Consider the following 24,523-nt stretch of genomic DNA (forward strand, 5'->3'; position numbering starts at 1 on the left):
AAATATTAGTCGAAGGCACATCTAAAACCAACATAAATTGCATAAAAATTAGATGGTTTGTATTGCGCTCCACTTTTAGAAGTCTTAGAACCTCCATACCACCACGATGCACCAGCTGTTAATGAATTATCATTTTTTTGATCGTCTATCCATTCCCAAACATTTCCTCCCATTGCAACTAAACCATTAATTCCGTCTGGTAGTTTAGTTACATCAATATGTTTGTCATAATTTAATAGCCCTTGAGAATTCATATTTTTTGCTTCATCCCCACTTGGGTATTTATAGACTTTGCCTTTTTCAAACTCTGAAGAATTAAATACCTGTTTGTATGCAGCGTAAGACCATTCATCAAAAGAGGGTAGTCTACCATCTATTGATTTACAGTAATCTTCAGCTTCATATCTACTAACATGTACTGCTGGTTCTAATTCACTATCAGGATTTTCGCCGTATGGAGTTTTATATGTCCAACCAGCTCTTTTTTCCCAACCAGCACCCCATTCATATCCACCACCAGTTTTCTCTGCTTCAGTTATCAAATTATTTTTTTTGGCATAATTTTTAAATTCTTGGATAGTAATTTCATATTTATTTAAAGAAAAGTTCCCAAAGTCAATTTTAGGATTTTCAAAAGCAAATGTTTTAGAAAACAAAAATAAACTCAAAATAATTAATTTCTTCATTTAATTAGTAGTTTCCTTTTTTATCTGAGCCTTTATAAAAAATATCTTGAAGATTTTGATTTTCTCTTTTTTTAATCAACAAATCCTCTTTATTCATCAGTGATTTTGGTCTTTGAATTATCTCATGGTGATGAAATTCATCAACTCCTCTTGCTAATTGAACACTATTTTTACCTAATACTTGCTTAACGTTTGTGCCAATATAACTTTGGATTACAAATCCAATTCTTCTGTCATTACTTTTGTTTGTTCCTGATCCATGAACTATTCTTGGGTGATGTAATGACATTTGACCTGCAACAAGTTCAACTGATTTGACTTCACCTTCTGGAACATCATCAACTGTCTGACCTCTTGTTAACAAATTTCCTTCATTAAATTTTTCATCATGATCTTTGATTTCTATATGTGATTTAGGCCACATTTTCATACAACCATTTTCTTCATTTGAATCTGTTAAAGCTACCCAAGCTGTAACCCAATTATGAGGTTCTAAACCAATATATTTTGCATCCTGATGATAACTTACAAAACCTTCTTGATTAGGATTTTTTATAAACAAAGTTGTTCCACATACTAAAATATTTTTTCCAATAATACTTTCTACAGCATCTAATAGTTTTGAATTATGAACTATGGCATCTAGTTTTGGTGATATTAAATGAGCATTGTATCTTTCTGATTTATCAATTTCATCAGGCATTTCTTTTTCGATTAATTCAATTTCATCTCTTGCTTCTTTTGCCTCTTCTTTTGACAAAATATCAATTGGGGCCAAGTAACCTTGATCTTGGTATTCTTTAAGTTGATTTGAATTTAAATTAGCCATATGTTTTTGGAATGAATATTAGCATATCCTCTATTTATTTTTCACCAGTAAAATCAATCTCGTTTCAAAAAATTAATAAATGTGAGATTAAAAAAAATATAGGAATTAATAATGATCGTTTGTTTGCATTCTCAAGATTATTAGATAGTGGAAAGGCTCAAAAGATGGAACAGGAGCCTGGTGATAGAAAATTAATAAATTTTCTTACTTTAAAAAATACACCTATACTTAACAAATATTTATTTGAATTTAATGAAGGAAATCTTGAATTATTTGATGATAAAAAAAAATTAATTTCTATCAATCCTAACAATCCAGAAGAAGTAAGTTTAATAGAACAAGAAGTATTAAATTTAGATGACCAAGTTAAAGGACCGGTATTTCTATTAAAGAATAACCAAAATCCTTTTTTTGATACAAATAGTGGGGGAGAGGTAATGAACTCAATATCTTTGATAAATCACAATAGTATTAAAGACTTTGAAAAAAACATGGGTAAGGAAGTTGAGCATCAAAGGTTCAGAGGAAACTTCTACATAAGTGGTTTAGATGCTTGGGAAGAGAGAAATTGGATAGGTAAAACCATCAATATTAATGGAGTACCTTTTAAAGTTGACGATCATATTCCAAGGTGCTCAGCAACAAATCTGAAACCTAAATCAGGTGAAATAACCTTTAACCTTCCTCAGAAACTTAAAGAATTTTATGATCACATGGATCTTGGAGTTTATTTAATTCCTCTAGAGGATGGTGAAATATCTATTGAGGACAAAATTATAATTTAATTTGTTGAACTAGGTTCTTCAAAAACGTTTTTTGTTTCGTTTGTAGAAATATTATCTAATGTTTCTGGAGTATCTGGGTCTAATTCTAATCCTGCAGGTGTGATGGTTGCAGGAACAGGTGTAAATGTAGAATCTGGATTGTCTACAGTTTCTCTTACTCTCATTCTATATAAGCCAAATGCTCCAATTAAAGCATGAGCTATAATTAAAAATCCAAAAAATCCATTTAATCCAAACCATTCCATAAACAAAGAACATAAAATTGGGCCACTAATTGCACCAACACCAAAAATTAATTGAAGTCCTCCTCCAGCAGCAACAAATTTAGATTTTGGAACAAAGTCATTAGTGTGTGCAAGATTTAATGAAAACAATGGAAGGCATAAACTTGAATAAAGACCAACTGCAATAAAAAAAACTATTTTTTTAAATGCAAGCTCATCCATATAATAAATATTTTGTATAGGATCATTAGAAGTTAAAATTGATAATAGCGCTAAAGCAGAACTTCCAAATGTTGTTACAATAATTACTCTTCTTCTATCGTATTGATCTGAAAAATATCCAATTGGTCCTTGGCCAAATACACCTGCAATCGTTGCAATAAATAAAAGAATTGAAGTTTCAAATAAACTGAGTTGAGCAAGAGTTGCATAAACTGAGATCAATGAAAAAAATGCAGCATGAATTACTCCAGTGAAAAAAGAGCTAAAAGTTCCAAGAGGAGAGATCTGATAAAGTTCTTTAATACTAATTGTTTCAATTTTTTTAAATTTTGGTGCTGGTCTTTTTGTTAATAAAATTGGAACAAGCGCTAAAGATAAAAGTACAGATACCAAAATAAAAGGTTCATATGCTTTTGGTTCACTTAAGTTAAGTAACAACATTCCAACTGCAAGACCAAAATAAATTACCATCATGTATGCAGATAATAATTGTCCTCTATTCTTATTAGTTGCTCTATCGTTTAACCAACTTTCAGTTACAACATAACAACTAACTAAACTGATACCTGTTATAAATCTACTTACTGTCCACATAAATGGATTTACATAAACTACGGCAAGTAATGCACTAAGTGATGCAAGTGATGCAAAAGCTGCAAACACTCTGATGTGACCAACCTTAGATACAAAATTTGGAGTTGTTCTAGACCCAACAAAGTAGCCGATATAATATCCTGACATGAAGATCCCTGTAGTAAAAACACTAAAGTCTTCAAGTACAGATCTAATACCCATTATCTGCATTTGTAATCCATGAGCTATCATCATGGTTCCAATACCTATAAATAGGGCCCAGGATTTTTTTACTTCTTTTTGCATTTCTAAATTTAAAGTATCAATAAATTGCGGGCTAAGTAGTTTTGGTTTGTGTTTTTTTTATGGCTAGGAATGAGTGAATAGCGATGGTTAAAATGATCACTACCCCTCCTTGAATTGTCTCCATTGAAGGTTGTTCTTTGACAACCATCCACACCCAAATAGGTCCCAAAACTGTTTCCATTAGAAAGAATAGATTTACTTCAGCTCCTGTTATGTATCTTGGAGCTAGTGTTACTAAAACAAAAGGAATGGCCACACAAAGGATACACATAGCTGGAATGATATAAATATCATTGTCTTTTAGCTCAAACGTATCAATAAAGAATAAAGCAACTAATGCTACGACCAGTTTACCAACCACAGCTGAAGGAACCAGGTTAAGGCTTTTACCAGCTCTGATTATTGTTGCTCCAGCAGCAAGACCACATGCAGTAATAAAACCTAAAATATCTCCAAAAATATTTCCTAATTTCACAGAGTCGTAAAATATATAAAGAACACTTAAAAACGTAATTGCTATAGCAACCAAAGTATTTCGATCTGGTCTTTCTTTCAAAAATATTGCACCAAATATAGCTGACAACATTGGTGCAAGTGCAATCATAACAAGAGTGTTTGCAACATTTGTATTTTGAATTGATAGTACAAAAGTAATGTTGGTTATGGAAAACGTAATAATATAAGCAACACCATAAATTGAATTTCCATAAAGTAATTTAAAAAAAGAAGATTTGTAAATAAACAACATTCCAGCAAATACAGTTACAAATGGAATGATGCCTCTATAAAAAACTAATCCCCAAGTATCTACATTTGAAAGCCTAATAAATAAACTATCAGGAGTGATAAACATCACTGCAACAAAAGCCATTAAAGAACCTTTTTGTTGATCTGTTAAATTGTTCATGCCTTTAATTCTTTCCAAAAAGTTTTTGCTAAATTTATTCCAGATAAATCAAAAAAGGTTTTAAGTCCTGTAGGAGAAGTAACATTGATGTCTCCATTTAATTTTTGATCTATAAAATCAATCCCAGCAAAATATATGTTTTCTTTTTTCAAGTCTTTTGCAATTAATTTTGAAATTTTATTTTCTTGCTTAGTTAAACTTATAGTTACTGCTTTGGCACCCTTGCTCATATTGCTTAAATAAGATCCTTTTTTAGGAACTCTAGAAATTGCACCACAAACTTTCCCATTAATTATAAAAACTCTTTTGTCTCCTTTATTAATTTCAGGTAAAAATTTTTGACACATTATATGATCATGCTTTTTAATAAATTTATTTATAAGTTTTAAATTAAATTTATTTAATAAATGAATATCATTACCACTATAACTATGAATAGGTTTGATAATTACTTTCTTATGTTTTTTAATAAAATTTTTGATTTCATTTATATCCTGAGAAAAAAGTGTATCAGGCATATATTTTAAATATTTGGTTGAATATAACTTTTCAGAAATATTTCTAATAGATGTTGGATTATTGATAATTTTAACTTTATTTTTAATAAAATCTAAAATGTAAGTCGTTGAAATATATTCTAAATTAAATGGCGGGTCTTGACGGATTAAAATAAACTTACACTTTGTAAGGTCTAAAGTTTGTTTTTTAATGATTTTGTAAAATTTTTTGTCTTGATAATTGAACTTAATGAAGAAACCTTTAGCTAAAACTTTTTTGTTAATTATTGATAGATCTTTTGGATCGTAATAAAAAATCTTATATTTATTTTGAATTTCGTTAGCTAAAAAAACACTAGTATCAGTTACAGGGTTTAAGGTAGAGGGATGATTGCCTTGAACAGCTACTATTTTATTTGTCATATAATTCTTCTAAATTTTCATTTTTTGAAAATTTACTAATCATATGATCTGCATTTGTAGTCTTATTATCAACTACATTTTGTAAATGATTTAAGAAGATAGTTTCGTTATTTCCTTTTTTACTAATGACATCTCTTTTATCTAATCCTTTTCTAGAAATGTTCAAAAGAGCAGAAGTCCAATACAATAAGTCTTTACCCATTAATTGAGTATTAAATCCTTTTTGTGGAGCTTCTAAATAAGCGTTGATTATTTTATCTGTTTCCCATGAAGAGACTAAGTCGTATGCTTCATCTAAATTTCCATACAACATACCAATATTAAAAGCCGGTCCAGCACATAGGCAATCCCAACCACAGGTATCCATTGATCTAAGCTCAATATATTTCTTCAGTCTATTTTCAGTGAAAATTGTGCTCAAATGAGTTGTAAGATCAGCTTCAGTTGGAAGTCTATTTCCTATTTCTTCAATTTTTCCATCCATGAAATCTTTAAATGTATATTTTCTTCCAGAAATATACTGATCATTATGTTGAATGAATAAAATTGGAAAGCTCATGACAAATTCTGCATATTTTTCAAAATCTAAACTTTCAAAAAATAATTTAGGCAAACCTCCTCTTGAAGTGCTTTGCCACACTTTAGATCTGTAAGATAAATAATTACTATTCTTTTTTTCAACGATTGATGAATTTGCAAATAGTGCAATTGAAATTGGAACAATAGAATTAGCTAATTTAAATTTTTTAATAAAATCTTCTTCTGAATTGTAATCAATATTTAATTGTGTTCCACACGTTCGATACATCATGTCTAAACTAAGCTCTCCACCTAGTGGCATGTCTTTTGTCATTAATTCATAACGTTGCTTAGGATTATTTGGAATATCTTCTAATTTTGAAATAGGATCAAAACCTGCGCTAACTATTTTGATATCTAATTTTTTTGTAACTTGTTTTAATTCAAATAAATAATCTTGAGACTCAGCACATGCTTCGTGCATATGGTTTAATTTATCACCTGATAATTCAATTTGGTTACCAGGTTCAAGTGTAATATTTTTCCCACCCTTATTAAGACCAATAATGTTTTCTTTTTCAAAAACAGGGTTCCAGCCAAATTCAATTAAGGCCGTAAACATTTCTTTTACTTTTAGGTAATCAATTCTTTTATTGTCTTTAGTATTGAACAAGAATTTTTCATGCTCAATACCAATTCTAAAATCTTTATCTTCTTTGATACCAGATTTAAAATATTCAATAATTTTCTCTTTATTGTTAATCATGCGCTTTAGATAGTGGATTTTAATTTAATTTAAAGTAAAGAATAGGGCTTTCTCGAGAATATTTTTCTCACCATTGGCGCAAATTCCTCTAATTTCATACTTTTATAGTCTGGATCAAAAGAAGCCTGGTCCCATTTCTCACAAAACTCTACAGCATCGTTAAAATATTTATGATCTTTATATTTATCTCTCTGATTTTGATTCTTTCCAAGATGATGCGCGTAATAATACATTTGAAACTCACCATGCTTTTGAATGATCCAATGTGTTTTTTCTGAAACATAAGGTTTTAAAACTGAAGCTGCATATTCTGAATGATTAACAGGAGCTAACTCATCCCCAATATCATGTAACAAAGCTGCAACTACCATTTCTTCATCCGCATTATCTTTAAATGCTCTTGTTGCGGTTTGAAGAGAGTGTTCAAGTCTAGTTATTTTGTATCCCTCTAAAGTAGAATTTAATCCACTCATAAATTTTAATATTCGATCAGCAGTACCACCAATATATTTTTGTTCATACTCATCAAGCAACAAGTATTCATCCTTGGTTCCATTTTTCATTTCAGTAAAATTTACTGTTTTCATATTTTAATTATTAGATGCTGTACTTAATAATGAAAGTTGAGTTATTTTATTATCGCCCAATTCATCAACAGGTTTAACAGGGTAATCACCAGTAAAATAATGGTCAGTTAATTGAGGATAAGCCTCATTTCTTTTGTCAAAACCAATTGCTCTATATAATCCATCTATAGATAAAAATTTAAGTGATTTTGCTCCTATGTATTCACAGATTTCATCATTTGTTTTATTTGCCGCTAATAACTCTTTTTTAGTTGGAGTATCTACACCATAAAAATCTGGATATTTGATCTCAGGACAAGCAATTCGAACATGAACTTCTTTTGCACCTGCATCATATAACATTTTAACAATCTTATAAGAGGTAGTTCCTCTAACTAACGAGTCATCAATTAAAATAATTTTTTTATCTTTAATTGTGCTTTGGTTTGCATTTAATTTTAATTTTACACCCAAACTTCTAATTTGCTGACTTGGTTCAATAAAGGTTCTTCCAACATAGTGATTTCTAATTAGACCATGTTCAAAATTCATTTTTAAGTGTTGTGCAAAACCAAGGGCTGCTGCATTACCAGAATCTGGTACAGGTACAACTATATCTGCTTCAACATCATTTTCTTTTGCAAGTTCTTTTCCTAAATTTTTTCTATGCTCATAAGCTGTTTTGTTATCAAGTAAGCTATCTGGTCTTGAAAAATAAATATACTCAAACACGCACGGTCTTACTTTTTTAGGAGGGAAGGGCTTTATACTAGTTAATTCATCATCTTCAATTAACACTATTTCACCGTTCTCAACTTCTCTTATAAATTTTGCCCCAATAATATCTAATGCACAAGTTTCAGAAGCTAGCACATAGCTATTTCCTAATTTTCCAATCATCAATGGTCTAATTCCATAAGGATCTCTTACACCTATTAAAGATTTTTGGGTCATCATTACTAATGCATATCCTCCTTGGATTTGGAATATTGCATCTATTACTTTATCTATTGTTTTTGATCTTTTAGATTTAGCAATTAACTGAACTATGGTTTCTGTATCAGAGGTAGTATAAAAAATTGCTCCTTCTTCTACGAGCTTGTTTCTTAAAGATATTGAATTGGTTAAGTTACCGTTATGCGATACCCCAATTCCACCTGCATTAGTATCTGCAAAAAAGGGCTGGATATTTCTTAAAATATTATTGCCAGTAGTGCTATATCGATTATGTCCAATAGCATAATTGCCTTTAAGGTTTTTTAGAACTTTCTCTTTATTAAAATTATCTCCAACTAAGCCAAATCTTTTTTCCGAATAATATTTTTCTCCATCAAAAGTAACAATTCCACAACCTTCCTGGCCTCTATGTTGTAATGCGTGTAAACCTAAAGCAGTTAACGCAGAGGCATCTTTTGCATTGCTTATGCCAAATACTCCACATTCTTCTTTTAGTTTTGGATCAAATATCTTCAATTTTTTCTTTAGATTCTTGATATGTTTTTTCATTAGGAAATTCTTCAACAAGATAACTACTACCTTTTTTCAAATATGGAAAGACGTATGATTTATCTAAATTAATTGGCCATTTATCGTAGTTATAAACAATATGTACTCCAGAAAAAATAGATACACATACAATATACGCTTTTACAAACCCAAAAAAGAATCCGAAGGTAGTATCTAAGCCACCAATGCCAGTATATTTTATTGCTTTACTAATACCTTTGTTAACTAATAAGACTAAAAAGATAACAACTATAAATATTGCAATTCCAAGTCCGACATCGAGAACATATTCGTTATCAATTATATCTTCTACATAAGGTTTTATACGTGGAAATAAAATTAGAGTAATAACATAGGCCAGGAGCCATTTTGCCATTGAAAGTATGCTTAAGACAAATCCTTTTCTATAACAACTAATTAAAGACCATATTGTTATTGCGATATAGATTAAATCAATAATAGAGGATGCTTCAAAAAAATCTTTAAGAGCATCTACCATTAAGCATCTTTACCAAATGGTTTAACCACCAATATCAATGCCGGTAGCAAAGTTAACACCGATATCATTGCAAGTAACATTGCAAGACCTGTAAACATCCCAAAATAGATTGTTGGTATAAATTTAGATAATACTAAAATTGAAAAACCAAAAACAATTGTGATCGAGGTATTTAAAATTGCAACTCCAACTGTTGAGTGACAAATTTTTAATGTCTGGTTGTAATCCTTAAGTTTATTAAATTCTTCTTTGAACCTGTAGATATAATGAATACTATTATCAACAGCTATTCCGATTGTAATTGCGGCAATTGTAATAGTCATCATATCCAATGGAATTCCTAATAATCCAATAATTCCTAAAATAAAGAATGCAGCTATAAAATTTGGAACAACACCTATTAATGAAAGTTTTATATTTCTAAATAAAATAATGAACATTGAGAAAATACCAATCATAACCAAACCAAGTGTCAAAATTTGTGACTTAAACAAACTTTGTAACAAATTATTAAATAATATTAGCACTCCTGCTAATTTGTAATCATCTTTTTCTAATCCTAATTCATTTTCTAGATCAAAATTAATTTTATTAATTAAGTCATTTCTTCTCAAATTTTTCTGTGAGTCTATAATTCTAAGACTTATTCGAGCTTCATTATTTTCTATTGATAGATATGGATCAATTATTTCAGTTTTAATACTTTCAGGTATTTTTGAATACAATACTCCCATCTCTAAAGTACCAAGTGGATTATTATTATTAAGTTGTGTTGCAACATCAATAATTGATGAAAAAGATAAAACTTTACCAACCTGCGGAAGACTATCTAAATAATTATGAACAGATGCAATTCTATCTATTTTATCTTTAGTAAACCAATATTTTTCATCATTTGTATCTTCTTCGTCTCCCCAATCTTCAAATTCATCATCTTCCTCTGATTTCTTTTCTTCTTTTTTAGGAAATTTTAAAATAACTTCTAAAGGAGTAGTTCCGCCAAGTTCTTCATCAATTAGCTTCATTCCTTTGTATATTTCGGTGTTTTTATCGAAATAATTTATAAAACTATTCTCGACTTCGAGTTTGCTTATTCCAACCAAACTTAAGACAATAATAATTGCAGTTGCAGAAAAAATTGTAAATTTGTTATTTAAAGAAATTGAACCAAGTATTGATGTAATTTTAGAATCTTGCTCTTTTTTTAGAGACACATTTCCAGTTGAAGTAAAACTTAAAAGAGTAGGGAGCAAAGTAAAAGTTATTATAAAAGATGTAATCAAACCAAAAGTCATCATCCAACCAAAATCTATAATTGGTTTAATTTCACTAAAGATTAAAGATAAGAAAGCCAAAATTGTTGTTAAAACTGTATACAATATAGGCCAAAACATTTTACTCGTTGTCAAGGAAATGATTTCAAAGTTATTTTTTGTTGGAAAATTTTTTTTAAGCTGAAGAAACCTGGTGCTCATATGAATATTCATTGCCATTGTAAGAATAAGCATTAAGGCAATAAAGTTTGATGAAATAACGGTCACTTTCCATCCAAGCAATCCAAGTAGACCCATCATAATAATGACTGAGAAAAAACAGCTACTGATAGGAATAATAATCCAAATTAGATTTCTAAATACAAACCAAAGAGTTGCTATAATAAATAATAAAACTCCAATACCAAATACAATAATATCACTTTTAATAAAAGTCATCATGTCATCTGCAATCATTGGAATTCCACCTAAGTAAATTTTTCCTACATCTCCATAACTTTGAATTACTTGTCTTATTTCTAAAATGTTTTGATGATTTTGTTTTTTGATTTGATCTTTATAATTTTCAATCTCTTCTCTAGATTTATTTTCAATATCTTCTAATTTTTTATGTTGTTTAATATTAACAATAATACCACTTGTCTTACCATCTTCACTAATTACAAAATTCCTAAAGACAGGACTATTTAAAATTTCACTAAATCCTCTTTCTCTGTCCACTTCCTCATCTTTTAAAGTTTTGAAACTTTCCAACCTTTCCTGAAGCGGTGCGTCTGAATTATTTAAAAGCGGTATATCTAAAAGTGTAATAACACTATGAACCCAATCTAAACTTTGAATTTTATATTTTATGCTCAGCAGATTATTTATAGAGGAGTCTGTCACCATTCCTTCATTAGGAGTATAGGTGAGAACTAAAAATTCCTTAGAACCATATCTTTCTGTAATTTCCTGCAGGTATGCAAGATCTGGATCTCCATCAATTAACAATGTTTCTGATGAAGCATCTAGTCTAAAATCTTTAGAATAGTATCCAAAACTTAAAATAGAAACAAGAAGCAATATAAATATTGCCTTTGGGTTCTTTAAAACTAAGTTTTGATACATTTGAGCTAACATAGGCTCTTTTATATTGGAAATTAATTAGTTTGAGTATCTTTAAATTTAGTAAATCTTTCTTCAAACTCAAGTGTAACATTACCAATTGGACCGTGTCGTTGTTTCCCAATTATAATTTGTGCTAAGTGCGCTACTTCATTCATTTTTGCTTGCCATTCAGCATGTTCTACAGTTGCTTCTCTTGGTTCTTTTCTAGATAGATAATATCCTTCTCTGTAAACAAACATCACAACGTCTGCATCTTGCTCGATTGAACCTGATTCTCTTAAATCTGCTAGTTGTGGTTTATGATCATCTCTCTGTTCAACTTGTCTTGACAATTGTGATAGTGCAACAACAGGAACTGCGAGCTCTTTTGCTATTGCTTTTAGACCTTGAGTAATTTGAGAGATTTCCTGAACTCTACCGTCTTTATTGTAAGTCGTTCCTCTCATTAACTGAATGTAATCAACAACAATCATATCTAATCCAAATAGTCTTTTAATTCGTCTTGCTCTGTTACTCAGTGCTGCAATGCTAATTGCTGGTGTTTCATCTATATAAAGTGGAAGTTCAGCAATATTTTTAGAAGTCTCAAGAAATTTATCAAATTGATCATCAGAAATTCTCCCTCTTCTTATATCGTTTGAGCTAATTCTTGCTTGTTCTGAGATAATACGAGTTGAAAGTTGCTCAGATGACATTTCTAAAGAGAAAAAAGCTATAGAAGATTTTTTGCCACTATCTTGTAATTTTTGAGCAGCATTGAATGCAATATTTGTAGCTAGTGAAGTTTTACCCATTGATGGACGACCTGCGATAATGATTAAATCAGACTGGTGTAAACCTCCAAGTTTATCATCTAAGTCTCTGAGCCCAGTTGGAACTCCGACAATTCCTTCTTCATTTTTATATGCAGCAGAAGCCATCTCTATAGTTTGCTTCATGGCATCATCAAACTTTATAAGAGAAGAATTAAAAGATCCTTTTTCTGCTAAATCAAATAATTGTCGTTCAGAATTTTCAATTATTGTTTGACCACTGGTATCAAGGTCATTTAATTTAGCACTATCAATTGTTTCTTCAGAAATTTTTATTAGCTCTCGTCTTACAAACATATCGTATATAATCTTTGAATACTCTACTGCTTGTCTTACAGATGTAGAAAATTTAGTTACTTTTACTAAATACTCTGGAACATTAATGTCGTCTTTTTCGTCTTCAAAATAATTTTTCAATGTTATAGGATTAGCAAGCATACCTTTGTAAATAAGACTCTCGATTGCTTCAAAAATCTTTTGATGCATAGGATCATAAAAGTTAATTGATGAAACAATTGTATTAACTTCATCAAAAATATCATTGCTAACTAATATTGAACCGATTACGGCTTGTTCTGCTTCAATGTTGTTTGGTAATTCTTTGAATTTATCTTTAACGATGCTTAAATTATTTTCCATAAATCAAAATTTACAGAAAAAAATATAGGATTTAAATTTTAATTTTCAGCTGTTGAAAAGAATGTATAATTATTGAATTGTATCTGCCGATGTAACGTTAACTACTATTTCCGCATCAACTTCAGAGTGTAAAGAAATTTTAACTTTGAATTTTCCTAAAGACTTAATCTCTTCAACTGGTTGTATCATTGAAGGTTTAATTTCAACTTTGTTTTCCTCTTGAATTAGTTTTGAAATTTCAGTTGGTTTCACTGAACCATAAAGTTCATTGTTTTCAGTACTTAATTTTTGAACTGAGTATTCTTTATTATTGATTTGTTCTGCAATATTAGTTGCTTCTTGTTTTCTTTCATTGTCTTTTTTAGATAAATCAGCTTTTATTTTTTCAACTTCCTTAATGTTTTCTTTAGATGCATAAAGAGCTTTTTTGTTAGCTATTAAAAAATTTCTAGCAAAGCCTCTCTTTACATCTATTACTTCACCAATAGATCCAATTCTTTTAACGTTTTCTAATAAAATAACTTTCATTATATTAAAGCTAAGTTTCTTGCTCTTTTAATTGATAGAGACAATTCTCTTTGTTTCTTTTGAGAAACATTTGTAATTCTTGATGGTAAAATTTTACCATTTTCAGAAACATATCTTTTTAAAAGTTTGATATTTTTGTAATCAACTTTAGGAGCACCTTTTACTGAAAGTGGGCAAGTTTTTTTAAATTTATATTTATTTGGTTGGAAAATACTTAGTTTTGCAAAATTACTTTGTTTTCCTTTTTTATTTCCACTTTGTCTTTTTGGCATTAGTTTTTAGCACTTTCTTTATTTTCACTATCTTCTTTTTTTCCAAAGTAGTTAGTATCTAAATCAAATTCTTTTACTCTAACAGTAAGATATCTTAGTAATTTTTTATCAATTGCTTCGTTTTTTTCTAACTCTTCCACAACTTTACCTTTACCTTTAATCTTAAAGTGAATGTAGCTTCCTTTTTTATTTTTCTTTATTAGGTAAGAAAGGTTCAGAAGGCCCCAGTTCTCAGTTTTTACAACTTCACCTTCATTTTTTTCAACAATTTTAGAATATTTTTCGGTTAATTGCTTTAACTCACTTGGAGAAGTATCTTGTCTAGCTATTATAGTATGTTCGTATAAGTTCATTTATGTTCTTTAATAAAAAGTGAGGATATACTATTATAAAAGTTCAATTACAATAGATAAAAACACAAAATTAGTAATATTTTTATATGTTTTCAGTAATATTTCCAGGTCAAGGATCTCAAATAGTTGGAATGGGAAAAGAGTTTTATGAAAAATTTGAGCTTGTGAAAAGCCTATTTAAAGAGGCGGACGAGACGTTAAATTATTCAATTTCAAAGTTAATATTAGAAGGTCCTAAAGAGGAGCTTGATTTAACAGCAAATACTCAACCAGCAATTTTTTTAATAAGCTATTCTATATTTAACGTTATTAAAAAAGAATTTAATATTGATTTAAATAAAGCGAGGTATTTTGCTGGTCATTCATTAGGCGAGTATTCTGCTTTATCTTGTGCTGGATATTTAAACTTTGCAGAAACATTAAAAATTTTAAGAATCAGAGGCGATGCTATGCAAAATTCCGTACCAAAGGGTGAGGGTGGTATGGTTGCGGTGCTTGGATCAACTGTTGAGATTATAGAAAAAATATTAAAAGATAATGAATCCAAATTTATAGCACAAATAGCAAATGATAATTCTGAAGGGCAAATAGTTTTGAGTGGAAAAACCCAAGATTTAGAAAAATTGATTGAAGTATTAAAAGGAAACTCTATTAAAAATATAAAACTTCCAGTTAGTGCTCCTTTTCATTGTAGCCTTATGAATAAAGCAACAGAGATTATGACGGACGAATTAAACAAGATTTCATTTTCTGATGGAAGCAATAAGTTGATTTCAAATGTTACAGCTGAAGAAATTTCAAACTCTGAAGATTTAAAATCACTTTTAATCAAACAAATTGAAAATAGAGTAAGATGGAGAGAAAGTGTTTTAAATATGCTAAATAATGAAATTGATCATTTTATAGAAATTGGACCTGGGAAAGTTTTATCAGGTTTGGTAAAAAGAATTAATAGAGGAGTTAAAATTAACACTATAAATAATATAGAGGATATTGAAAATTTAAAAATATGAATGATTTAAAAGATAAAAATATAATTGTGACCGGCGCATCTGGTGGGATAGGAAATTCAATTGTTAAAAAATTAAATGAGAGCGGTGCTAATATTTTAGCTTCAGGAACTAGAATTGAAAAACTTGAGGTATTAAAAAAAGAATTCGAAAAAATAAATATTTTAAAGTTTGATATATCTCAAAGTGAAAAAATCGAGGAATTTATTGAAAATGCAACAAAAGAACTAGGTGGTAGTTTAGATTGCATTGTTAATAATGCTGGAATTACTCAAGACAATTTAGCAATTAGAATGAGTTTAGAAGAATGGAAAAGGGTAATTGATATTAATTTAACGTCGACATTTTTGATGAGTAAATTTGCCATAAAAAAAATGTTAAAAAATAAATCTGGAAAAATTGTTAATATTACTTCTGTTGTAGGTCATACAGGAAATTTAGGTCAAGCCAACTATACTGCATCAAAAGCAGGAATAGTGGCAATGTCTAAAAGTTTAGCAATTGAATATGCTAAAAAAAATATAAATATTAATTGTATCTCGCCAGGATTCATTAAAACTGCGATGACAGATAAGATAGATGAAAAGTTTAAAGAAGCAATTATATCAAAAATACCCTCAGCACGTCTTGGAGAGCCTGATGACATTGCAAATGCTGTGGGTTTTTTATGCTCTGATCAATCAAGCTATATAAATGGTGAAACCTTACATGTTAATGGTGGCATGTATATGGCTTGACAAAATAGCTTTTTAAACTATTAACGAATTATAACAAAAAGGATCAATATGTCAGAAGACGTTTCAAGCAAAGTAAAAAAAATTGTAGCAGATCACCTAGGTATAGATGAAGCTAAAGTAACTGAAGAATCTAGTTTTATAGATGATTTAGGTGCAGATAGCTTAGATACTGTTGAGTTAGTGATGGCTTTTGAAGAAGAATTTGGATCTGAAATTTCAGATAGCGAAGCAGAGAAAATTTTAACTGTCGGAGATGCAGTTAAGTTTATCGAAGGAAAAGCAAACTAGAAATTTTAATGCCCTCAGACAAAGATGGGGTAATGATTATACTTTCCTCTCCTTCTGGTGCAGGAAAGACCACGCTAGTAAATCTATTATCAAAAAAAGAAAATTACGTAGTTTCTGTCTCTCATACGACTAGAAATCCTCGACCAGGCGAAATTAATAAAAAAGATTATTATTTTGTTAATGATAATGAATTTGAAAGATTGATTAGGAATGAAGAATTTTTAGAATATGCAAAAGTGTTTAATAATTTATACGGCACGACAAGAACACCTATAATAGACAATTTAAATAAAGGTAAAAATGTTTTATTTGATATTGATTGGCAAGGTGCAGATCAAATTAAAAATAAAAAATTAGATTACAAATTAATTTCATTTTTCATTCTACCTCCTAGCAAAGAAGTTTTATTTCAAAGACTTTCAAATAGAGACATGAAAGATAAATTAATTGCAGAAGAAAGAATGAAACAGTTTGAAAGAGATGTTTTGCATTGGATAAATTACGATTACGTAGTGATAAATGATAAAATAGAAAATTGTTTTGATAAAATTAATAATCTTATTCAAGCAGAACTGAATGATGGCTCCAAAGACTATGATTTAAATTACATAAGAAATCATATAAAAAAATTAACTAAATAAATTTTTCATATTCTTCAGTAATTTTGTAGTATGTTTCAAAATTTAAATTTTGCGGTCTTAAATTTAATTGTATATTGAGTTTTTCCAAAATATTTAAATTACCATTGAAAATTTGATTAAAAGGTTTTTTAATCATTTTTCTTCTATTGTTAAAAAAAATTCTTGTTATCTTTTCTAAATTTTTAGGATTTTTAATTTTATAAAAGTTTTTTTTAGGGCTAAATATAAGTAAGCTACTATCTATTTTGGGTATTGGGTTAAATGCAGCAGGCTTAATATCGCATACTTTTTTAACAGTTAATTTCCAATTGACTAAAATAGATAATCTTCCGTAATTTGAGTTATTGTAATCAGCAATTATTCTATCAGCCACTTCTTTCTGAAACATTAAAATAAGATGTTCAAACCAAAAGTTCTCTTTTAGGTTTATTATCCATTTACTCAATATTTCTGTAGATATGTTGTAGGGTAAATTTCCAAATACTAGTGTTTTTTCTTTAAATAAAGAAGTTTCGTCTACATTTAAAATATCATCATTTATAATATTCAATCTTTCTTTAAACTTTAACTTTAAATCTTTCACCAAGTCATTGTCTTTTTCAACAACAATAACTTTTTTTGGGTTTCTATCTAAAATAAATTTTGTAAGATTGCCCGTACCTGGACCTATTTCTAAAATATTTTTATTTTCAATTTTCACACAATCTACAATCTGCGTTAAAACCCCTCTATCAATTAAGAAATTTTGACCTAAACTTTTTTTTGCTTTAATCAATTATTGTCTAAAAATTTTATTGCTTTAATTAGGCTTAATGGGTTAGATAAATTTTTACCTATCATTTTTTCATTTGGCCCATGATCTGGTGATAATCTTAAAAATGGCAAACCTAAAGTAATATTTATAGCATCATATTCAAACAAGGTTTTAATTGGTGTTAATACTTGATCATGATACATTCCAATTATTACATCAAATTTTTTTCTATTATTTTTTAAAAAAGCTGTGTCAGCAGGATAAGGTCCTTCAATGTTAATATTTATTTTATTTAATTTTTTGACAAGAGGTTTAATAATTTTTTCATCTTCATTTACCTTTAAAATACTTTCACAGTGAGGATTAAGACCAAGGATACAGATTTTTGGATTTTTTTTAAAATATTTATTATAAAAATTTTTTATCAAATATACACTTTCTTCAATTTTTTTTTTATTAACTTTTTTGTGAACTTGTTTTAAAGGTAAATGAGTTGTTATAGGGCAAACTGATAAATTTTTATTATAAATTAACATACAGGTTTTTTTTTTTAAAAATTTTTTTGAAATATACTCCGTCATACCAATGTATCTTTTTCCTAAAAAGTTTTTCTTTGAAATTGGACCATTTATAAATTTAGTAATTTTTTCCTTTTTTAAAATTTTAAACGCAAGATTAAATGAATTTTTTATAAATGAATTAGATTTATTTGAAATTGAATCAAAAGCTATTTTTTGTTCACATTTTATATCTATAAGGTTTATTGAATTATTATCTAATTTATATTTATTTAAATTTTTATAATTTATAGTTTTAATTTTTTTTTTGAAATTTAGTTTTTTCATTTGAAGTTTAAATATTTTTTTGGAAGTTATTAATATTAAGGGTTTCTTTACTTTAATTTTATTTAAAGATTTAATATAAATTTCTGAAAAAATACTATTTGGCTCACCACCTACTACAATAATAAAATTAGAGTTCATTTATCTCAACATTTTTCCTTAATTTATTTAAATATATATTTGAGAAACGACCCAACTGATCATTTGTTTTATTTTCTACAATATTTTTAACTTCTTGGTCTAAGTTTATTTTAGTTTCTATCTCTTTAAAATCATTTATTTTCAAAATTAAAAAACCTCCAGGTATAACTATTGGCTTTGTATATTGACCAATTTTCAGATTTTGTATTTTTAATTTAATATTATTGCTTAATATATTTTCTTTAATCCAGCCTAATTCGCCAGCATTTTTTGAGCTATCAGAAATACTATGTTTTAAAGCAGCTTCAGAAAAATTTTTTTTGTTAATGGTATCTTCAATGATTTGAAATTTTTCAACTATATTTTCATTTTCATCCACATCAAAAACAATTTCTGACAGCAAAAATTCTTTTTGCTTCTTTCTTTTTTCTATTGTTTTTTTAATTTGGTTTTCATCTATTACTACATTTTTGATGTATTTTTGATATATTAATCTATTCCAAAGTGTTTCTATTGTGATTTTATTTCTAATAAATTCAAAATTTAAATTATTTTCTTTTAAAATAATTTCGAAATCTGATAAATTCTTAAATCTAAGATTTTTGTAATTATTTTTAATTAATTTTTCAAATAATTCATCATTTAGCAATATATTGTTTTTAAATTTTTTTATTTCGATTTTTTTAATCTTCTGTCTTATTATTGATTTTCTTGCTATTTGAATTTGCTGCTTATTTTCTAATTTTTCAAAATTTTTGTTAATTAAAGATAAATAATTAATCTCATCAAAGATATCTATAGAAGTAATTATCTCATTATTAACTTTTATTAGTATTCTATTTTCATTTGCCTTCAATTCATTTACCAAAACAATTAAATAGAAAAATATAGCTAGGATTATTTTATTATATAAATACATCTATTTGATATAATTATCGTTTCTTAAAGACTTTATAAAATCATCAGCGTCATATTCGTAAGTTGTAAGTGGAAACAATGTTATTGTAAAAAGTAAGTTTTCAGTGGGTTGAATTTCTCTGTCAGCATAATAAGATCTTTTATATTTGATTCCTGCTGTAATACAATCACTCTTATATTCATAAACTAGATCATAAAATTCTGTAAGATTAATTTTTCTGTTTCTACGAGTTTTAAATTTAAGAAAGTTGTTTTCGTCAAATTTATACGACAATGAATTTGTCAAGGCATTTGTATCCCCTAATTTTCCATTTTCCTCAATAAAATTAAACGAAATTTCAAAATTACTTAAAAATAAAGTAGTATCAATTTCATTGTACTCAAAAGTATTTAAGTCGTTGTCAATTGAAAACTTATAGCTTGTATTTATATTATCTATTAAATTATTTGTTATTGAACCAAATATATTTGAACTTTTTTGATTTATAGAGCTTCCTTTCGGAATAAAATCCTCATTTTTATCTCTTAAAACAGTTGCCAGTTTTAGTTCAAAAAATCTATTTATATCATCTAATTCTTTTAATTTTTTTTTCTCTCTTTTGTAATCAATTCCCAAAGTTAGAGATCTACCACTTTCATAAGAATCTCCTAAGCCAAGTCTTGTTAATGAAAATATATTATCAACATTTACCTTATTTGAAGAAGTAGAGTAGTTTTTCATATCACTAGGATTAAATCTAAATGAAAGTTTTGGTGTCAAAAAGTTATTATAGTTTTGCTCTTCTTTAATTAGAGGTAAACTTGTATTTGCAGAGAAAATACTAATTAGTTCTAACTGAGGGCTCGATTTATATCTTGGATTTTTCTTTCCTACTGCATTTAAATTTTTAAATGAAAATCTAAAATTGTTATTAAAGCCAAATTTATCAATGTAATTATCTGAATTATAATTCAAATTATTTATAATGTTTGATTTAAGATTGTTAGTATTTGTTAAATGATTATTGCCTGAGGATGAAAAACTTAAAGATCCATTAAAAAATTTTTCATTAAATACTTTGTTATATTGATAATATGGAAATACATATTCATATCTATCGCTTTCTTTATTAGTGCCTAATTTTTCATATGCACGAATACCACTTTCAAAATCAAATTTTTCACTATCAAGAGTTAGTATTAATTCATTATTCATGACATTTAAATCATTTGGTTTTGCAGTAGATTTCGTTAAGTATTGATCGAATAACTCTAGGTAGTTATCGTTCGAAACTTGCTCTAATGAGAAAAATAAATTACTAGTTGTAAAATTGTCTAATTTTAAGTCTAAGTCATAGTTGGCAATAAAATGTGAAAAATTATTTCTCTCTTTTGTAACACTTGATTGATAACCTTTTACAAAACCAAAATCCGCAATAAAATTCGAATTTTTATTTGATTGCCTATATTCGTTTTGAATTGTTATAAAATCGTTATCAGACCATGTTGGAGAAATAGTCATATCTTTATCTTTAGAAATTACTTTAAAGTATGGTTGAGTAATTGAACTTCCTAATACATTAGATTTATTTATTTCAGGTCGTAAAAATCCAGATTGTCTTCGTACGCTAGGATCTGGATGAAAAAATTTTGGAAAATACAATACCGGAAAATCATAAATATTTAAGAATGCATTTTTGTAAGAAATTTGTTTTTTTGATCTATCATGTATAATTTTCTCTGATTTAATTGACCATGGCGGGCAACCATCTCTTTTTCCACAACTTGTAAATACTCCTTTTTTAATTGAGGTTAAATTACCATCACCTTTTGAAGAAACACCATATATTCTTGGATCATTTTCAATATTATTAAATACATCTTTATGAACATTTATTTTAGTTTTTTTTGCACTGAAATTTTTATTTTTAAGATTAAATATTCCCTCTGAAAAATAAAATTTATCAGCATTTGGCTTTTTATAATTAGTTATAGTTAAAATCTCTTTACCTTTTAATAAATTCTGATCTACGTAATAAACAAACTCATCAAGATAATAAATTTGGTTATTACTGTCCTTTATTGTAGATTTATCATTTGAACTCAATTCATCTTTATCTATTAAAAATTCTGCATCTCCTGAAATTATATGATATTCAGATTTTATTTTTGCATCAGTGTAATTTTTAGTAATTATTTTACTTTCATTTTTGTCGTAAATCATTTTATTCGATAATATCTGATAATCTTTAATAACATCCTCAATTTTAACATCACCCTCTGCGTCCACTATGTTAGTTAGTTTGTTATAAATTATATTGTCAGCAGTTAGAGTTCTATTCTCATCGTCAATAGCTTTTGCGTTACCTTCTGCAAAAACAATTTCTTCATCTCTTTTATAAGAGGCTTTATCTGAAAATATTACATATTTATTAATAACATCCTCAATTTTAACATCACCCTCTGCGTCCACTATGTTAGTTAGTTTGTTATATGTAAAGTTATTAGCTTGAATTACTATTTCATCATCAGTGGTAATAATGCCTCGATTTAATCCTTTAATAAGATTACCATTATTTAATATTAAAATTTCTTTAACATCAAAGTTGAATTGTTCTGCAAAAGATTTACAATTTATTAAAAAAAATAAAAGAAGGATTAAATTAAATTTATAAAAACTTTTATTTATCATTTATTTTCATAAACATTATTATATTTATTAGAGCAAGAACAGATATTGGTATAAAAATAGAATAAAAAATATTTAATTTTTCAGTCCCTCCCAACACATAAAAAAAGTTATTTAGATAGTAGATTATTACAGAAAAAAAAAGCCCTAAAGCAATTTTAAAAGTTGAACTTGATAAGTGTTTGATTCTTAACATTATCAATGATGAAAAAATTGACATTAAAATTAAAAATAATGGCATCACAATAAGTTTTAACAGTTGAAGATCTACCTCAGTAATAGAATAATTAAGTTTTTTGTAATTTTGCCTTAATTCAATTAATTTAATTATGTTAAGAGAGCTTAAATTAGAATACAGAGTATTAATTCTTTGAAAATCAAAATTAGTTTTTAATTCTAAAAACTCAGTATTTTTATAAATGTTTTTTTTATAAATTTTAGCATTAAAAATTGTCCAAATTTTTTTTGAAACATCTATTTTATCGCTTTTGATATTTCTAATAACATTATAATCATCATCAAACTCTGTAATGAAGCTATCAATTAAATAGTTTTTGTCTATTTTTGAGGAATTAACAACTAAAGTCTTATTTTCAACTCTGTCTCTAATCCATAGACCATTTTTCGTAATAACAGCCAAATATTTTCCATCGGTAGTGTATGGAGATTTTAGTTCTAAGTAAATATTTTTTAAATTTGATGAAAAATAATAAAAGAAAGTTATGATTACTATACCAGTGATAAAAGAAAGTGTTGTTAATATGTATATTAATTTTGAATTCTTTAATCCTGAATATTTCAAAGTGATTAATTCATTGTTACTAAAAAGTTTAATAAAAAATATTTGGCAAGTTATTAAGAATATAAATGGGAACATATCAAATATCATAGAAGGTGAATTGAGTGCAGCTAATAATATTGTAAAATGAGTGTCTATTTCTATATTTTGAAAAAAATCTAGTTCCCCTAAAAAATTTAGAATAAATACTAAACTAGCCATTATTGCTAAAACATAAAATAGTGATTTGTAAAAAATACTAGAAAAAAATTTATAATATACTTTCATTTTTTATTATAAAATATTAACTTGTAAACAAATACAAAATATAAACTTATAAAAAGAATAAAAGGACTGGATAAAATAATTGTATTGTTACCTAGATCGCTAGAAATAAATCTTATTATACCTTCTGAAATGATGATAATTATAACTCCTAGTAAAAAAGTATAAATTTTTAATTTTGAGTAATTAATTTTTTCTTTAGATGAAAAAACTAAAATATATGGAACCAACATTAAAACTGGAATATACAATGGAACTATTAATCTTTTATAAAATTCCTTAAGCATATTAATTTTATTTCCCTCTCTGCAATTAACAATTTGATTATTCTTTTTTGAAAAAAAATTTATTTTTAACTCATACAAAAAAACAATACATGACAATATATCGTTGGTTCTCATTTCTTGAGTTTTTTGTTTTGTGATTGTATTAGTTTGAAGATTTTTCAATAAAAAATCTGACTTAGAAAATTTAAAATTTGTAATTTTATTATTTTTATTTTTTATTGTCTCTCCATTAAATAAAATTAACACTGGAGTGCCACTCGGAAAATCAAATAATCCTCTTTTTGCATATGTTATTTCAAAATCTTCTTTATTATCTTTTCTAATATAAATATTGTAAAGATGTCCATTAACATCTTTATTTTCAGCATAAATTGTAACTCCATCAATAGTATCGTTAAATCTTTTAGGCTTAATAAAATTGCCTAAAAAATTAACATTTGATTCTCTTAAAAAAGATCTTGCCATATCTTGACTGTAAGGAACAATAAAAGTTGTGAAAATAATCTGAAGAAAAAATAAAATTATAGACAAAAGTAAAATAAAATTTATAAATTTGAGTTTACTTTCTCCAAAATTCCAAAATATTATCAACTCATTATTTAATTCGTATTTAGATAACACATAAAAAATGCTAAAAAATAAAACAAACGGTAATAATCTACTTAAAATTTTTGGAAAGTTTAGCAGAGAATAATTTATGTAAACAGTGTACTCACGACCATCCTCAATCATAATATCTAGAAAGTTTACTGCTTGAAAGACCCATATAATTAATCCAGAACTAATTAAAGCTATTAAAAAAAAACTCATATAATCTTTAAGCAATTTTCTATATAATAATTTTTTCATTGAATTATTTTGTTTTTATTCATATATACCAT

General features: G+C 27.3%; 25 protein-coding genes. 5 read left to right on the forward strand and 20 right to left on the reverse strand.

What is annotated here, in order from left to right:
• Positions 1–5 precede the first annotated feature (5 nt).
• Complete coding sequence (locus ACTTAW_RS03275; RefSeq protein ID WP_440651122.1) at positions 6–686, reverse strand: formylglycine-generating enzyme family protein; 681 nt, start codon at positions 684–686, stop codon at positions 6–8.
• A gap of 4 nt (positions 687–690) precedes the next feature.
• A complete protein-coding gene (locus ACTTAW_RS03280) occupies positions 691–1,515 on the reverse strand; it encodes a phytanoyl-CoA dioxygenase family protein (RefSeq protein ID WP_440651123.1) in 825 nt (274 codons plus the stop codon).
• An 11-nt stretch (positions 1,516–1,526) separates the two neighbouring features.
• Between ACTTAW_RS03280 and ACTTAW_RS03285 the strand changes: the two genes are divergently transcribed.
• Positions 1,527–2,300, forward strand: coding sequence for an MOSC domain-containing protein (locus tag ACTTAW_RS03285; protein ID WP_440651124.1), 774 nt, complete (start codon positions 1,527–1,529; stop codon positions 2,298–2,300).
• On the opposite strand, the gene ACTTAW_RS03290 is transcribed toward ACTTAW_RS03285, so the two are convergent.
• From ACTTAW_RS03290 to rpsF, 12 genes are all read right to left on the reverse strand, one after another.
• Positions 2,297–3,625 (reverse strand): MFS transporter, encoded by a 1,329-nt coding sequence (locus ACTTAW_RS03290; protein ID WP_440651125.1) that lies wholly within the window; start codon positions 3,623–3,625, stop codon positions 2,297–2,299. The two genes, ACTTAW_RS03285 and ACTTAW_RS03290, sit on opposite strands and share 4 nt — an antisense overlap.
• A 31-nt stretch (positions 3,626–3,656) precedes the next feature.
• A complete protein-coding gene (locus tag ACTTAW_RS03295; protein WP_440651126.1) occupies positions 3,657–4,532 on the reverse strand; it encodes a DMT family transporter in 876 nt (291 codons plus the stop codon).
• On the reverse strand, positions 4,529–5,452 hold the full coding sequence (gene gshB, locus ACTTAW_RS03300) for a glutathione synthase (protein WP_440651127.1): 924 nt from the start codon (positions 5,450–5,452) through the stop codon (positions 4,529–4,531). Before gshB ends, ACTTAW_RS03295 begins: the two co-directional genes overlap by 4 nt.
• On the reverse strand, positions 5,442–6,737 hold the full coding sequence (locus ACTTAW_RS03305; RefSeq protein ID WP_440651128.1) for a glutamate--cysteine ligase: 1,296 nt from the start codon (positions 6,735–6,737) through the stop codon (positions 5,442–5,444). Before ACTTAW_RS03305 ends, gshB begins: the two co-directional genes overlap by 11 nt.
• A 29-nt stretch (positions 6,738–6,766) precedes the next feature.
• The gene (locus tag ACTTAW_RS03310) at positions 6,767–7,324 is read right to left on the reverse strand and encodes an HD domain-containing protein (RefSeq protein ID WP_440651129.1); all 558 of its coding nucleotides are present in this window, start codon (positions 7,322–7,324) and stop codon (positions 6,767–6,769) included.
• 3 nt (positions 7,325–7,327) lie between these two features.
• The gene (purF, locus tag ACTTAW_RS03315; RefSeq protein ID WP_440651130.1) at positions 7,328–8,809 is read right to left on the reverse strand and encodes an amidophosphoribosyltransferase; all 1,482 of its coding nucleotides are present in this window, start codon (positions 8,807–8,809) and stop codon (positions 7,328–7,330) included.
• Positions 8,763–9,308 (reverse strand): CvpA family protein, encoded by a 546-nt coding sequence (locus ACTTAW_RS03320; RefSeq protein WP_440651131.1) that lies wholly within the window; start codon positions 9,306–9,308, stop codon positions 8,763–8,765. The genes purF and ACTTAW_RS03320 overlap by 47 nt, the downstream gene beginning before the upstream one ends.
• The gene (locus ACTTAW_RS03325; protein WP_440651132.1) at positions 9,308–11,701 is read right to left on the reverse strand and encodes an efflux RND transporter permease subunit; all 2,394 of its coding nucleotides are present in this window, start codon (positions 11,699–11,701) and stop codon (positions 9,308–9,310) included. Before ACTTAW_RS03325 ends, ACTTAW_RS03320 begins: the two co-directional genes overlap by 1 nt.
• 20 nt (positions 11,702–11,721) lie before the next feature.
• Complete coding sequence (locus ACTTAW_RS03330; protein WP_440651133.1) at positions 11,722–13,140, reverse strand: replicative DNA helicase; 1,419 nt, start codon at positions 13,138–13,140, stop codon at positions 11,722–11,724.
• A gap of 69 nt (positions 13,141–13,209) precedes the next feature.
• Positions 13,210–13,668 carry a 50S ribosomal protein L9 gene (gene rplI / locus ACTTAW_RS03335; protein ID WP_440651134.1) on the reverse strand — a complete coding sequence of 153 codons (459 nt, stop codon included), beginning with the start codon at positions 13,666–13,668 and terminating at the stop codon, positions 13,210–13,212.
• Positions 13,668–13,940 (reverse strand): 30S ribosomal protein S18, encoded by a 273-nt coding sequence (gene rpsR / locus ACTTAW_RS03340; protein WP_262589558.1) that lies wholly within the window; start codon positions 13,938–13,940, stop codon positions 13,668–13,670. The genes rplI and rpsR overlap by 1 nt, the downstream gene beginning before the upstream one ends.
• A complete protein-coding gene (gene rpsF, locus ACTTAW_RS03345; RefSeq protein ID WP_262589557.1) occupies positions 13,940–14,293 on the reverse strand; it encodes a 30S ribosomal protein S6 in 354 nt (117 codons plus the stop codon). Before rpsF ends, rpsR begins: the two co-directional genes overlap by 1 nt.
• Before the next feature lie 86 nt (positions 14,294–14,379).
• Between rpsF and fabD the strand changes: the two genes are divergently transcribed.
• From fabD to gmk, 4 genes are read left to right on the forward strand one after another with little or no spacing between them, the layout of a single operon-like run.
• The gene (gene fabD, locus ACTTAW_RS03350) at positions 14,380–15,306 is read left to right on the forward strand and encodes an ACP S-malonyltransferase (RefSeq protein WP_440651135.1); all 927 of its coding nucleotides are present in this window, start codon (positions 14,380–14,382) and stop codon (positions 15,304–15,306) included.
• On the forward strand, positions 15,303–16,040 hold the full coding sequence (gene fabG, locus ACTTAW_RS03355; protein ID WP_440651136.1) for a 3-oxoacyl-[acyl-carrier-protein] reductase: 738 nt from the start codon (positions 15,303–15,305) through the stop codon (positions 16,038–16,040). The genes fabD and fabG overlap by 4 nt, the downstream gene beginning before the upstream one ends.
• Positions 16,041–16,088: 48 nt before the next feature.
• Entirely contained in the window at positions 16,089–16,328 is a 240-nt protein-coding gene (locus tag ACTTAW_RS03360) for an acyl carrier protein (protein WP_008544320.1), read from the forward strand.
• 8 nt (positions 16,329–16,336) lie between these two features.
• Positions 16,337–16,969 carry a guanylate kinase gene (gene gmk / locus ACTTAW_RS03365; protein ID WP_440651137.1) on the forward strand — a complete coding sequence of 211 codons (633 nt, stop codon included), beginning with the start codon at positions 16,337–16,339 and terminating at the stop codon, positions 16,967–16,969.
• On the opposite strand, the gene rsmA is transcribed toward gmk, so the two are convergent.
• The 6 genes from rsmA to ACTTAW_RS03395 are packed head-to-tail and all read right to left on the reverse strand — an operon-like array spanning position 16,962 to position 24,491.
• Positions 16,962–17,744, reverse strand: coding sequence for a 16S rRNA (adenine(1518)-N(6)/adenine(1519)-N(6))-dimethyltransferase RsmA (rsmA, locus tag ACTTAW_RS03370; protein WP_440651138.1), 783 nt, complete (start codon positions 17,742–17,744; stop codon positions 16,962–16,964). The genes gmk and rsmA overlap by 8 nt on opposite strands.
• Positions 17,741–18,706 carry a 4-hydroxythreonine-4-phosphate dehydrogenase PdxA gene (locus ACTTAW_RS03375; protein WP_440651139.1) on the reverse strand — a complete coding sequence of 322 codons (966 nt, stop codon included), beginning with the start codon at positions 18,704–18,706 and terminating at the stop codon, positions 17,741–17,743. The genes rsmA and ACTTAW_RS03375 overlap by 4 nt, the downstream gene beginning before the upstream one ends.
• The gene (locus tag ACTTAW_RS03380; RefSeq protein WP_440651140.1) at positions 18,696–19,625 is read right to left on the reverse strand and encodes a peptidylprolyl isomerase; all 930 of its coding nucleotides are present in this window, start codon (positions 19,623–19,625) and stop codon (positions 18,696–18,698) included. Before ACTTAW_RS03380 ends, ACTTAW_RS03375 begins: the two co-directional genes overlap by 11 nt.
• Positions 19,626–22,295, reverse strand: coding sequence for an LPS-assembly protein LptD (locus ACTTAW_RS03385; protein ID WP_440651141.1), 2,670 nt, complete (start codon positions 22,293–22,295; stop codon positions 19,626–19,628). It lies immediately after the preceding gene.
• Positions 22,285–23,358, reverse strand: a complete 1,074-nt coding sequence (locus ACTTAW_RS03390; protein WP_440651142.1) for an LptF/LptG family permease — start codon at positions 23,356–23,358, stop codon at positions 22,285–22,287. Before ACTTAW_RS03390 ends, ACTTAW_RS03385 begins: the two co-directional genes overlap by 11 nt.
• Positions 23,355–24,491, reverse strand: coding sequence for an LptF/LptG family permease (locus ACTTAW_RS03395; RefSeq protein ID WP_440651143.1), 1,137 nt, complete (start codon positions 24,489–24,491; stop codon positions 23,355–23,357). The genes ACTTAW_RS03390 and ACTTAW_RS03395 overlap by 4 nt, the downstream gene beginning before the upstream one ends.
• Positions 24,492–24,523 lie beyond the last annotated feature (32 nt).

This window comes from Candidatus Pelagibacter sp. HIMB1495 (assembly GCF_052047955.1).
Lineage (GTDB): Bacteria > Pseudomonadota > Alphaproteobacteria > Pelagibacterales > Pelagibacteraceae > Pelagibacter.